At 70.3% G+C, this 12,256-nt stretch carries 11 protein-coding genes; 5 read left to right on the top strand and 6 right to left on the bottom strand.

Translation table 11 applies throughout. The features are described from left to right. Positions 1–16: 16 nt before the first annotated feature. Genes AB0C01_RS13655 through AB0C01_RS13665 form a run of 3 tightly spaced genes read right to left on the bottom strand, consistent with a single transcriptional unit; the run spans position 17 to position 3,011 of the window. Positions 17–859: an ABC transporter ATP-binding protein gene (locus tag AB0C01_RS13655; RefSeq protein WP_357571247.1), complete on the bottom strand. Its 843-nt coding sequence runs from the start codon at positions 857–859 to the stop codon at positions 17–19. Then, complete coding sequence (locus tag AB0C01_RS13660) at positions 856–1,944, bottom strand: iron chelate uptake ABC transporter family permease subunit (RefSeq protein WP_357571248.1); 1,089 nt, start codon at positions 1,942–1,944, stop codon at positions 856–858. The genes AB0C01_RS13655 and AB0C01_RS13660 overlap by 4 nt, the downstream gene beginning before the upstream one ends. Further along, positions 1,941–3,011: an iron ABC transporter permease gene (locus AB0C01_RS13665; protein WP_357571249.1), complete on the bottom strand. Its 1,071-nt coding sequence runs from the start codon at positions 3,009–3,011 to the stop codon at positions 1,941–1,943. Before AB0C01_RS13665 ends, AB0C01_RS13660 begins: the two co-directional genes overlap by 4 nt. A gap of 103 nt (positions 3,012–3,114) precedes the next feature. Between AB0C01_RS13665 and AB0C01_RS13670 the strand changes: the two genes are divergently transcribed. Further along, entirely contained in the window at positions 3,115–4,161 is a 1,047-nt protein-coding gene (locus AB0C01_RS13670) for an iron-siderophore ABC transporter substrate-binding protein (RefSeq protein WP_357571250.1), read from the top strand. 131 nt (positions 4,162–4,292) lie between these two features. On the opposite strand, the gene AB0C01_RS13675 is transcribed toward AB0C01_RS13670, so the two are convergent. After that, complete coding sequence (locus AB0C01_RS13675) at positions 4,293–4,895, bottom strand: response regulator transcription factor (RefSeq protein ID WP_357252152.1); 603 nt, start codon at positions 4,893–4,895, stop codon at positions 4,293–4,295. After that, positions 4,892–6,046: a histidine kinase gene (locus AB0C01_RS13680; protein WP_357571251.1), complete on the bottom strand. Its 1,155-nt coding sequence runs from the start codon at positions 6,044–6,046 to the stop codon at positions 4,892–4,894. The genes AB0C01_RS13675 and AB0C01_RS13680 overlap by 4 nt, the downstream gene beginning before the upstream one ends. 107 nt (positions 6,047–6,153) lie before the next feature. Between AB0C01_RS13680 and AB0C01_RS13685 the strand changes: the two genes are divergently transcribed. From AB0C01_RS13685 to AB0C01_RS13695, 3 genes are read left to right on the top strand one after another with little or no spacing between them, the layout of a single operon-like run. After that, positions 6,154–7,035 carry an ABC transporter ATP-binding protein gene (locus AB0C01_RS13685; protein WP_357252157.1) on the top strand — a complete coding sequence of 294 codons (882 nt, stop codon included), beginning with the start codon at positions 6,154–6,156 and terminating at the stop codon, positions 7,033–7,035. Positions 7,036–7,061: 26 nt separating this feature from the next. Continuing rightward, positions 7,062–7,781, top strand: a complete 720-nt coding sequence (locus AB0C01_RS13690; RefSeq protein WP_357252159.1) for an ABC transporter permease — start codon at positions 7,062–7,064, stop codon at positions 7,779–7,781. Beyond that, on the top strand, positions 7,778–8,458 hold the full coding sequence (locus AB0C01_RS13695; protein WP_357571252.1) for a GPP34 family phosphoprotein: 681 nt from the start codon (positions 7,778–7,780) through the stop codon (positions 8,456–8,458). The genes AB0C01_RS13690 and AB0C01_RS13695 overlap by 4 nt, the downstream gene beginning before the upstream one ends. A gap of 111 nt (positions 8,459–8,569) precedes the next feature. Here AB0C01_RS13695 and AB0C01_RS13700 read toward each other — a convergent pair whose 3' ends face one another. After that, the gene (locus AB0C01_RS13700; RefSeq protein ID WP_357571253.1) at positions 8,570–9,859 is read right to left on the bottom strand and encodes a low temperature requirement protein A; all 1,290 of its coding nucleotides are present in this window, start codon (positions 9,857–9,859) and stop codon (positions 8,570–8,572) included. Positions 9,860–9,997: 138 nt separating this feature from the next. Here AB0C01_RS13700 and AB0C01_RS13705 point away from each other — a divergent pair, with 138 nt between their 5' ends. Beyond that, positions 9,998–12,220 carry a hypothetical protein gene (locus AB0C01_RS13705; RefSeq protein WP_357571254.1) on the top strand — a complete coding sequence of 741 codons (2,223 nt, stop codon included), beginning with the start codon at positions 9,998–10,000 and terminating at the stop codon, positions 12,218–12,220. Positions 12,221–12,256: the final 36 nt, after the last annotated feature.

A 12,256-nucleotide genomic window follows, 5' to 3' on the forward strand; every position in this document is an offset into this window, starting at 1 on the left:
GAGCAGAGCGCGCCGGTCACGCGGAAACGCGGTCGACCGGCGCTGCGACGATGCCGGCGCGGGCCAGTCGACGCCGTTGCCGCCCGGCCGGGACCACCATCGGGGTGTCCGTCTCCGGATCGGTCATCACCCGGCAGGGCATCGCGAAGACCGTCTCCACCAGCTCCGCCGTCATCACCTCGGCCGGTGGACCCTGAGCGAGGACCTGACCCTCCCGCATCACGATCAGCTCGGTGGCGTACCGGCAGGCGTGGTTGAGGTCGTGCAGGACGGCAACGACCGTGCGGCCCTGCTCGTGCAGGTCGGCGCAGAGGTCCAACACCTCGAACTGATGCGACAGGTCGAGGAACGTGGTCGGTTCGTCGAGCAGCAGGATCGGCGTCTGTTGGGCCAGTGCCATCGCCAGCCAGACCCGCTGCCGCTGACCGCCGGAGAGTTCGTCGACGAACCGGTCGGCCAGGTCGGTCACCTCGGTCTGGCGCATCGCGTCGGCGACCGCCGCCTCATCCTCCGGCGACCACTGCCGCAGCAGGCGCTGGTGGGCGAAGCGACCCCGGGCGACCAACTCCTCCACCACGATCCCGCCGGGCGCCACCGACGACTGCGGCAGCATGCCGAGCTGCCGCGCCACCTGCTTCGACGGCTGTGACGCGATGGTCTGACCATCCAGGTAGACGGCACCGGCCTGGGGCTTCAGCACCCGGGCCAGTGACCGCAGCAACGTCGACTTGCCGCAGGCGTTGGGGCCGACGATGGCGGTGAACGACCCGTCGGTGATCTGGACGTCGAGGTCCCGGACGACCACCCTCTTGTCGTACGCCAGGGTCAGCGCGTCGGCCCGCAGCCGCGACTCGGTCATCGCTGTGCTCCTTGTCCGCGGTTACGTCGCTCGTGGAAGAGCAACCAGGTCAGGTAGATGCCGCCAAGGGCGGCGGTGACGAGCCCGACCGGGACGTCGTCGTCGGGCAGCAGGCGCTGGGCGACCCAGTCACTTGCCGCCAACAGGGCGGCGCCCATCAACGCGGCCGGCAGGATCCCGGCATTCGGCGACCGGGTCAGCCGAGCGGCCAACGGTGGCGCGGCGAGAGCGACGAACGCGATCGGCCCGGCCGCGGCGGTGGCACCGGCCGCGAGCCCGACGCCGGCCAGCGCGAGCACCATCCGGCTGCGTTCGACAGGAACCCCGTGCAGCATCGCGGTCTCGTCGCCCAGGGCCAGCATGTCGAGGTGCCGGCCGTGGTAGAGCGCGACCGGCAGCAGCACCGCGACGGCCACGGCGACGAGCGTCACCTCGGTCCACCCGGGACCGTTGACGCTGCCGATCAACCAGACCTGGGCGGCGATCGCCTCGTCCAGTCGACTGCGGTAGATCAGGAACGAGTTGAACGAGTCGAGCAGCGCGGCCACTCCGACACCCATCAGCACCAGCCGGAACGGCTGCACCCCACGGCGGAACGCGAGCAGGTAGATGGCGACCGAGGTGGCCAGGCAGCCGACTATCGCACCGGCCGCGACCTGGAAGCCCGTGCCGTTGAACAGCAGCAGGACGATCAGCGCGCCGGTCGCCGCGCCCACCGTCAGGCCGACGAAGTCGGGGCTTCCCAGGGGGTTGCGGGTCAACCCCTGGAAGATCGTGCCGCTCGCGCCCAGGGCCGTACCGACCAGCAGGGTGATCAGCACGCGAGGTAGCCGCAGCTCGTGCACGATGAAGTCGGTGCCCGGGTCGCCCTGCCCGACGAGGCTGCGCAGCACGTCGGGCACGGGGATCGGGAAGTCGCCGCTGGAGAGGTTGACGAGCGCGACACCCAGGGCCGTGAGCAGCAGCGCGGTGCCGGCGACCAGCGCTCGCAGGTGCACCCGCAGCGAGAGCCGGCCGCCCCGGCTACGGACCACCAGCCGGGTCGTCCGTCCGGACGGGCGTAGCTGCAGCAGCGGCCCGCTCACAGGGTGCTCAGCCGGCGTCGGCGGCACAGCGCGATGAACAGGGGCGCGCCGAGGAACGCGGTGACCACCCCGACCGGCAGTTCGGCCGGGGCCACCAGGACCCGGCCGAGCACGTCCGAGACGAGCAGCAGGGTGGGTCCGAGGACCAGCGAGTAGGCCAGGATCCAGCGGTGGTCCGAGCCGGTGAACATCCGGGCCGCGTACGGGACGGCCAGGCCGACGAACCAGATCGGCCCGCAGGCGGCTGTCGCGGCGCCGCACAACAGCGTGATCGTGATCATGCCGAGCGCCCGGACCCGCCCCGGGTGGGCGCCGACCGAGGTCGCCGCGTCGTCGCCCATGCTCAGCGCGTTGAGTTGGCGGCCCAGCAGCAGCGCGAGCAGGATGCCGACGGTCAGGAACGGCGCCAACTGGGTGATCGTGCTGGTCTCCCTGTCGGCGAGCGATCCGACGTCCCAGTGCCGGTACCTGTCGAACGCCTCCCGATGGGTCACCAGGATCGCCCAGATTCCGGCCCCGAGCACCGAGGTGAGGGAGATCCCGGCAAGCACCTGCCGTTCCGGTGTGGGTGCCCGGCCGGCGCCGCCGAGCGCGAAGACGGCCGCCGAGGTGAGCCCGGCACCGGCGATGGCGAACCAGACGTACCCGTTCGCGCTTGTCACTCCGAGCAGCGCGATGGCCAGCACCACGCCGGTGGACGCGCCCAGGCTCACCCCGAGCAACCCCGGTTCGGCAAGCGGGTTGCGGGTGAGCGCCTGCATCACCGTGCCGGCCAGGCCCAGCGCCGCGCCCACGGCGAAGCCGAGGATCGTCCGGGGCACCCGTAGCCGATGCACGATCTCCGCGGCGGCGGAGCCGTCGTCGTGCCAGAGCACCTGCCAGACCGTGCCGAGGCCGAGCGAACGGCTGCCGACGGCGATGCTCAGCGCCAGGGCGGCGGCGAGGGCGACGACGCCGACGGCGAGCCCCGTCCAGCGGCGAGCGGTGCGCGACAACCGCTCGCGCGGCGCCTTGGTGGGTGAGACGGTCCGGGGCTCCGGGCGGATGCCGGTGCCTGAGGTCAACACGTGCTCCACCGTCCACCCGTTCGCGTTACTAAGTTAGGTGAGGCTAACCTACACTCCCGTTCGAGGTCATCACCCTGGGGCCTCGCTGCAGAAAGGAACAGCCGTGCGGCTTACCTCAATCCGCCGGAGCGCCACGGTCGTCGCGGCGACCGCGCTCCTGCTTCTCCCCGCGGCCTGCGGCGGTGGGTCGGAGCCGTCGGCCCCCTCGTCCGGTGCCGCCACCTCCACCGCCTTCCCGGTCTCGATCGAGCACAAGTTCGGCACCACCACCATCTCGGCCGAGCCCAAGCGGATCGCCGTGGTCGGCCTGGTCGAGCAGGACGCCCTGCTGTCGCTGGGCGTCGTGCCGGTGGCGACCACCGAGTGGTTCGGCGAGAAGCCGGGTGCCATCTGGCCCTGGGCCGAGGCCGCGCTGGGCACGGGCGCCAAGCCGCAGGTGCTCACCAACACCGATGGCGTCCAGTTCGAGAAGGTGGCGGCGCTACGGCCCGACCTCATCCTCGGCGTCTATTCGGGATTGACGAGCGAGGACTACGCGAAGCTTGCCAAGATCGCGCCGACCGTGGCGCAGCCGAAGGGCTCCGTCGACTATGGCGTGTCCTGGCAGGACGTCACCCGTACGGTCGGCACCGCCGTCGGGCGCAAGGCTCAGGCGGACACGGTCATCACCGGTGTCGAGGCCAAGTTCGCGGCGGTACGCACGGCGAACCCGGCCTTCGCCGGCGCGACCGGCCTGATGGCCACCACCTACGAGGGCTACTACGTGTACGGCCCGCAGGACTCGCGCGGCCGCTTTCTCACCGACCTGGGCTTCACGCTGCCGTCCGGGCTGGCCGAGGTGACCGGCAAGGAGTTCGGCGCGAACCTGAGCCGGGAGCGCAGCGACATGCTCGATACCGGCGTACTGATCTGGCTGGTCGACAGCTACGACACCGACAGGGCGAAGGTGCAGGCCGACCCGCTCTACAGCAAGCTCAAGGTCAAGACCGAGGGTCGCGACATCTACCTGGAGAACGAGGAACTCGTCGGCGCCGCGACCTCGTTCATCACCCCGTTGAGCCTGCCGTTCCTGCTGGAGAAGATCGTTCCGCAGTTGACCGCGGCGGTGGACGGCAACCCGGCCACGGCGGTGCAGCGGACCGCTGCCTGACGATCCGGCGGGGGAACTGCACAGGGCAGTTCCCCCGCCGGGCGGGCCGCAGCGGCACAGTTCGGGCACCGTAGCCGCCGGCGCCGGTCTGCTCCCCCACGACCCAGCCGTCGGGGCACACCGGCGCGCCGCTACAGCCAGTCGTGTTCGCGGGCGTAGCGGGCCGCTTCGTGGCGCGTCCGGGTCTGGGTCTTGCGCATGGCGTTGGAGAGGTAGTTGCGGACGGTGCCGGGGGCGAGGTGGAGCCGCGCGGCGATGTCGGCGACCGAGTAGCCCTCCCCGGTGACCCGCAGGACGTCGGCTTCGCGGTCGGTCAGGGGGTTGTCCTCGGTGACGGCGAGAGCGGACACGTCCGGGTCGATCCAGCGTTTCCCCGCATGCAGGGTGGCGATGACCGAGGTGATGTGCGCTGGCTCGGCGGACTTGCTGACGAAGCCCTGGACGCCGAGCTTCAACGCCTTGCGCAGCACGCCGGGGCGGGCGTGTCGGGTCAGCATGAGGATCACCTGCTCCGGCCGCTCGCGGCGGATCTCGGCGACCGCGCCCAGGCCGTCCACGCCCGGCATCTCCAGGTCGATGACCAGCACGTCGGGCCGGTGCCGCAGCGTGGCGGCGATCGCCGTCTGCCCGTCCTGCGCCTCGGCGAGCACCGTGATGTCGCCCTCCATCGGCAGCAGCGCGGCCAGGGCCGTGCGCAGCAGCGCCTCGTCGTCGGCGAGCACGATGGTGGTCATCGGCGGTCCTTCCCCCTGACTGTCGGGGCCGCGTCGGCCCGCACGGGTGGGAAGACCGCTGCGGTCAGGAACCGCTGGTCCTTCTGTTCCACGGTCAGCTCACCTCCGTCGCCGGCCACGCGTTGCCGCAGTGCCGCCAGTCCCCTGAGTTCGGGGGCCGTGTTGGCGGTCACGCCGTCGTTGACGATGGTGATGCCCGACGCGGCGAGGGTGATCTGCACGTGGGTGGCCTGGGTGTGTCGCAGGATGTTGGTGGTCGTCTCGCGCAGCACCTGCCCGAGCAGTTCGCTGGCGCGGGTATCGACCTCGGCCTCCCTGGTGACCCGGACCCGGATGCCGGCGGCCTCGAACAGGTTCTTCGCGTTCTCGATCTCCGCGGTGAGGTTGAGCCGCCGTTGCGCGTAGGCGAGTTCCTTGGTCTGCGCGATGGTGTCGCTGACCAGCGCGTACGTCTCCCGCAGCTCCTTCTCCGCCCGCTTGGTGTCGTTGAGCAGCAGTCGTTGGGCCAGGGCGATCTTCAGCTTGACCACGTGCAGGGTGTGGCCCTGGATGTCGTGCAGGTCGCTGGCGAACCGCACGCGCTCCCGGACCACGGCCAACTCCGCCTCCCGTTCCCGGGTCTGTTCGAGCTCCCGGATGAGGTCGAAGAACCGCTCCCCCACCACGGTGAAGATCGTCACGATGACGGTGAGGACGGTCGGGATGAGGACGTAGGTGAGCAGGACGTGACCGATGTCGTCCCGCTGCACCAGCAACCGCGCCGTACCGACGGCGGCGACGTAGGTGAACAGCCCGGTCATCAGCAGCTTCCGACGCCGTCGCACCTCGCGCATTCCGAGGGAGCCTACGGCGCAGAACCCCCAGTAGGCGTTGGGGCTGCCGGTCACCAGTACCCCGAGCGGCCAGACCGCCGCCGCCACGACCAGGCAGGGCAGCGCGACCCGGGCGAGGTCGTTGGCCGTCCAGCGTTCGAAGGCCACCACGGCCGCCACGGCCCCCGGTGCCAGGACGACGATGTGCCACCAGGTACGCGCGTCGGTGTAGAGCAGGACCACCGCGGCGAACGCCACCGGCGGCAATGACGTCACGAGGTTGAGCCGGCGCAGCCTTCCCTGCGTCGACTCGGTGAAGCGCGGCGATCTCGCGGTCACCAGGCCAGTATCCGGCAGCCAGGGACCACGACCAGTGACACCACGTCACATGCGGCGATGACGTGGTGCCACTGACGGGTCAGCCGCGCCCGCGCTGTCATGGGTGCATGTCCACCACACCCGTCATCGAAGTCGAACAGCTGAACCTCACCTACGGCGACTTCCACGCCGTGCAGAACCTCACCTTCGAGGTACGACCCGGAGAGCTCTACGCGCTGCTGGGCACCAACGGGGCCGGGAAGACCTCGACCCTGGAGGTTGTCGAGGGACACCGGCGGCCAACCTCGGGCACCGTACGCGTCTTCGGGCACCGCCCCGAAGACCGTCGGGCGGTACGTCCCCGAATGGGTGTCATGCTCCAGGAGAGTGGATTCTCCCCGGACCTCACCGTCCGTGAGTCCGTCGGCCTGGTCGGCCGGCTCACCCGACGTACCGACAACGTCGACCGGGTGCTCGACCTGGTCGACCTCACCGGCCGAGCCCGCCGCAAGGTCTCGCAGCTGTCCGGCGGGGAGAAACGGCGGCTGGACTTCGCCACCGCGGTCTACGGCAGCCCGGAGCTGATCTTCCTGGACGAGCCGACCACCGGCCTCGACATCCAGTCCCGCGACGCCGTCTGGGCGACGGTGGACCGGCTGCGGGAGGACGGTACGACCATCGTGCTCACCACGCACTACCTGGAGGAAGCACAACAACGCGCGGACCGGATCGGGCTGATGCACGAGGGCGCCCTCCACCGGGAGGGCACCGTCTCCGAGCTGACCCGCACCCTGCCCGCGGTCATCCGCTTCTCCCTTGCCGCACCGACGCCGACGCTGCCGGTGCGGGCCGCCGTCGACCTGGGCGGGAAGGTCACGGTCGAGACCTTCGAGCTCCAGAAGGACCTGCACCTCCTGCTCGGCTGGGCGCAGGACCACGCCGTGGAGCTGCGGGACCTGACGGCGGGGCCGACCCGGCTCGACGACGTCTTCCGCGCCATCAACAGTTGATTCGATCTTCCGACAGGAGTGTCACCGTGTTGTCCATCGCGTCCAGCGAACTGATCCAACTCTTCCGCAACCGTCTGGTACTGATCACCAGCCTCATCATCCCGGTAGTGGTCAGCGCGTTCTTCGTCCGCCAACACGAGACCTACGCCGCCCTCGGCAGCCTCGGCTACATCGCCGCGATCGTCATGTTCACGATCGCCGCGTTCGGGCTCTACGCCACCGCCGTCACCACCTTGGCGTCCCGACGGCAGAACCTCTTCCTCAAGCGGCTGCGCTCCACCGCCGAGGGCGACGCCGGCATCCTCGCCGGCCTGCTACTGCCCGTGGTTATCCTCGCCCTGATCCAGGTGACCGCGATCCTGACCGCCCTGGCCGTGGTCGCCGGCGGACCGGCGAACATCGCCCTGCTGGTCGTGGCGACCATCGCGGCCCTGGCTATGATGATCGGCCTGGCCCTGGCCACGGCCGGGCTGACGAACTCCCCCGAACACGCCCAGGTCACCACCCTGCCCGTTACCCTCGGGGTGATCGCCGTCGCCAGCTGGGTGGGCATTTCCGGCACCGAGAACCTCGCCTGGCTCAAGCGGCTGCTGCCCGGCGGCGCCGCCACCGAACTGACCATGAACGCCTGGAACGGCGGCGTCGCCGTGACCGACTCACTGCTTCTGCTCGCGCCCACGCTCGGCTGGGTCGTCGTCGCCGTCGCTCTGGCCACCCGACTCTTCCGCTGGGAGCCCCGCCGATGACCACCGAGCCGCGGTCGAACGCCCCGACAATTGTGGAAGATCTCCTGCTGCTTCTGTTCCAACCCAGCTCCGGGACGATCGCGGGAGAGAACACCCTCTTCTACGTCCTCGGCGGAGCCGTCCTCGCGGACCTCGCCCTCGGCGAGAACCTGAGCACGGCGGACCGGGGGCGGCTCCGGGGCGTGCCCGACCACCCACCATCGGATGGTCTCCTGCGCCCGGCGTGGGACTACCTCGCCGAGAAACCGAGGGGGGTGCAGACGGCCCTGGCCGCGATCGGTCCCGCCCTGCGCCAGCCGGTGTTGGAGCGGCTCATCGCACGAGGCGACATCGACGAGGAGTCCCGTAAGGTGCTCGGTTTGTTTCGGACGACGGCACTGCGGGAGGGCAGGACCGAACGACGGTCCCGCCTGCTCGCCGACGTCCGGCAGGTCCTCGTGGACGGTGCGGAGCCGCAAGCCCGTGTCGCCGCGCTCGCGGCGCTGCTCTCGGCGAGCGGGACGCTCCCGCAGTTCCACCGCGAGATCCCGTGGACGTCATCGGTGATCAGCCGGGCCAAGGAACTCGAGCGGGGCGACTGGGGTGCCGACGCCGCAGCGGAAGCCGTGACCCGCACCGTGACGGCAACCGTCGTCAACAGCGCCGTCGCGGCCATCATCGTGCTCCCTCGAGGCTAGGACGCGCTCCGACCGTGACGGCCTCGCACCCGCCGCGAGTCGTCACGGCCGGTTCCACCTCGCGGGAGGTCTCTCCGTGGACCCCTTGCGGGGGCCGCATCGTGTCTGCGTTCACTGTTGCACATTGGGCGGGTGCGGCCGTTCGGGCGGTCTTCCCCGGGCGTGGGCGGCGTCGGTGGCGGCGATGCCGGCGAGGACGGCGACGGCGGTGACGGCCACGGCCAACGGCGGCAAGAAGATCATGATTGGCGAGGCGGCGGCGAGCACGAGTGCGCCGATGATCCGAGAATGGGACACCCGGTCGAACACCGCGTGTTCCACCAGGGCTCGCCCGATCAGGAACAGCATCGGTCCGCCGAGGACAACGAGAATCCACGCCGCGTCGGTGTGCCCGAACGGATGTTCGATCACGATTTCGTATCCGACGGCGACGGCGACGATCCCGGCCACCATGAGGACGTGCGCGACGAATGCCTGCCGCATGAGGTGCGCGGGCTCAGCGGCAGCTCTGATGGCTTCGGGTAACAGTTGACCCGCCCGGAAGAGGTAGACGCGAAACAGCAGCACCGTGGTGACGAATGCGACCGCGAAGGCGGTCGCGGGGCCGACGTGTCGGAAGGAGGTGTCGCTGTAGGCCGAGCCGGTCGTCAAGATCAGTTCACCGAGGGCGATGATGAAGAATTGTCGGTAACGCTCGGACAGATATTCGGCCAGGACGGGCCACTGTCGTTGGGTGGGGCGGGACCACGGCGCGGGATAGAGCAGCAGCAGCGCCGTGCAGTCGATGGCGATCGCGAGCGTCCACAACAGCCCGCGGGCCAGATCCGCCACGATCGCTCCAGCGATCCACGGCACGGCCGACAACGTGAACCAGAAGAACACCGCAGCCGCCCGGCGCTGAGCTTCGTGGCCACGCAGCATCGGCACGATGATCAGCCCACGGATGATGTGGACGGCGACGTACGCGCCAGCGAAGGCCAGACTTCGGTCCCCGAACGCGTGCGGCACCGCGACCGCCATCACCAGCGCGCCGAGCATGGCGGTGTAGACCAACACCTGAAGCTGCGGCCGCTGCGGATCGTAGAGGTCGGTGACCCACGCCGTGACGAACCACAGCACCATGAAGGCCAGTAGCAGCAGCAGCGTCTCGCCGGCCTCGACGAGGACGATCCGCGGTTCGGTGAGTTCCTCGACCAGACGGTTCGAGAGCCGGTTGAGAGCGAAGACGAACACCAGGTCGAAGAAGAGTTCGAGAAGGCTGGGTCGCTGCGGTTGCCCCGGCTTTCGAAGCAGCGCTGCTGCCCTTGTCGACATGGGCCGCCCATTTCTGCCGACTTCGCCTGTTCGAGTATTGGTATCACGCCGGGCAGGTCGTCGAGTCGATACCCGAAGAATGCCCACGGACCGGGCGGACGCCACCACCCACAGCGCGCGGTTGTTTCTCCGGTCACGGGGTACGCCCGCTGCGCCATGCGGGCGCCGTCGGATCAGCCGAGCGGGTCGGCGTGAGCCGCGTACACGCCGGGGGGCCGGTGCCGGATGGATCAGCGAGACGCGGGCGGACGCGCCAGAGCTGACGGCGTCGTGGAACTGCGGGTGCACGGGGTGTCCGCCATCGGCGCGGAGGACCTGCTGAATCGACCGCACGTGCAACAGGTGGCAGGTGACCAGCGGGGCGGCTTCTACCGGCCCGACCACGAGAGCGGCGCGGCAGACGGAGTGACGGGCGCGGCAGACGGAGTGACGCTGGAGGCCTACCGCTGGAACAACCTGCCCGCTGGCAACGCGGTGCGAACGCTGTCGATGGTGATCCTGTTGCCCTTCATGCTGATCAACCTCGCCATCTGGATGCGTCCGGCCGGAGCGCGCTCCGACCCGGTGATCAAGGCGCTGTGCCGGCTGTTGGCACTCAGCCTGACCGGGATGTACGTGCAGAGCATGGTGGGGATCGCACTCGACGTGATCGCGTGGAAGTGCATGTCCTCCCCCGAGTGCCTGGCCGGACGCAGCTGGCTCTCCTGGCTCGGAGGCCGTCCCGCCGGACTGCGCCTGGCGGTGCTCGCGCTGGTACCGGCTGCGGCCATCGGCCTGCTGTGGGGGCTCAGCGCCCGCCCGGCACTCCCGTCGCACGTCTTCCGCGCGACTGTCCAACCCCTTCCGGCGCACCGGCTCACCGCCGTCGGTCGGTGGGACAACGAGCCGCTGGTCGGCCGGCTGCGCTCGATTCACGTCGCGGCGGGCTTCGCCACGCTGAACCTCAGCCTGCTCGGCGCCCGGGCCGCACAGGGCTTGTCGATCGGCACCGTCGCGCTCACGGCGGGTGCCGGGCTTCTGCTGATCACGTGCGCGGTCCTGCTCTGCACCCCGCCCCTGACCGCACCCACGGAAGGGCGGCTCGACCGCCTGGTCAGCGCGCTGCCCACGATCACCCTCGGCCTGACCGTGCTGGTCTGGATCCACGTTCTGACCAGTTCCGCCTCCTGGCCGGAGCGCAACGGGCTACCCGGCTACAACCTGACGGTCGTCGGGCTGTCCATCGGTCAGGCGGTACTGCTGGCTGCCCTGGGGGCGGTGCTGCTCTGGCACCGGTATCGACAGCCGGATGCGGCGCCCTCGCTCGGGTTCGGCGCCCTGGCGGCCGCCGTCGCCGCGATCAGTCTGGCGCTGACGTACTCCGCCGAACTGGTCTACCGGGTGTCCGACGTCCTGAACCGGGGAGCACCGACCGCGGAGGGGCTGATCACCAGCCCCCCGCGTGCCTGCATCTGGGCGATCCTCGGCTTCTCACTGGCGGTGCTGGTGACGCTGGCCGTCGCCGGCGTGGCATCGCTGGCGTCCCGACCGGGACGGACACGCGCCGCGGCGTCGATAGTTGCTCGTGACTTCCCGGACGCGCCGAACGATGCCGGGCCACGGTTGCGGCAGGTGCGCAAGGCCATCGCCCGCGCCCAGTTCACCGAGCGGCTGGTGCCGCTCGCGGTGCTCTACGCCTGCCTGGCCGGAATCGGCATGACGATGGTCGCGCTCGGCCTGCTGCCGACGCCACCGGGCGAACTGATCCAGCGGTACGTGGGGCTGCCGGCCAGCCTCGTCGACTTCGGCATCGGAGTCGGCAGCTACCTGATCGCCGCGATCATCCTCGGCCTGGTCATCGGTGGGATCTTCGCCTACCGCACCCCTGGATTTCGCCGGTACGTGGGCGTGCTGTGGGACCTGGGCACCTTCTGGCCCCGAGCCGCACACCCGTTCGCGCCACCCTGCTACGCCGAACGGGCCGTACCCGAACTGACCTGCCGGATCACCCACCTCGTCGACTCCGGCAACACGGTGCTGCTCAGCGGACACAGCCACGGCTCCGTCCTGCTCGCCGCGACCGTGCTCCAACTGCCGCCACGGGTCACCGATCGGATCGCCCTGCTGACCCACGGCTCGCCCCTTCGCCGGCTGTACGCCCGGCTCTTTCCCGCGTACGTCAGCGACGAGGTGATCCACGAGATCGCCGACCGGGTCGACTGGCGGTGGATCAATCTGTGGCGGGACACCGACCCCATCGGAGGGCGGGTCTTTCCGCCGCCCCGACCCGACGCGGCACCCGCCGCAGCCGACCGGGGTACGCCGGTGGACCGACGGCTCCGCGATCCGGCAGGGGTGACCGCCCCGGCCGGCGACATCTTTCCACCGCCGATCAAGGGACACAGCCCCTGCGAGTCCGACGTGGCGTTCGACGAGGCGGCGCAGAGCCTCACCGACCGCATCCGTTGATGGGTACGCTCGTCGCGGCGTGGTGCTCGATGTGCA

Source organism: Micromonospora sp. NPDC048905 (assembly GCF_040649655.1).
Taxonomy (GTDB): domain Bacteria; phylum Actinomycetota; class Actinomycetes; order Mycobacteriales; family Micromonosporaceae; genus Micromonospora.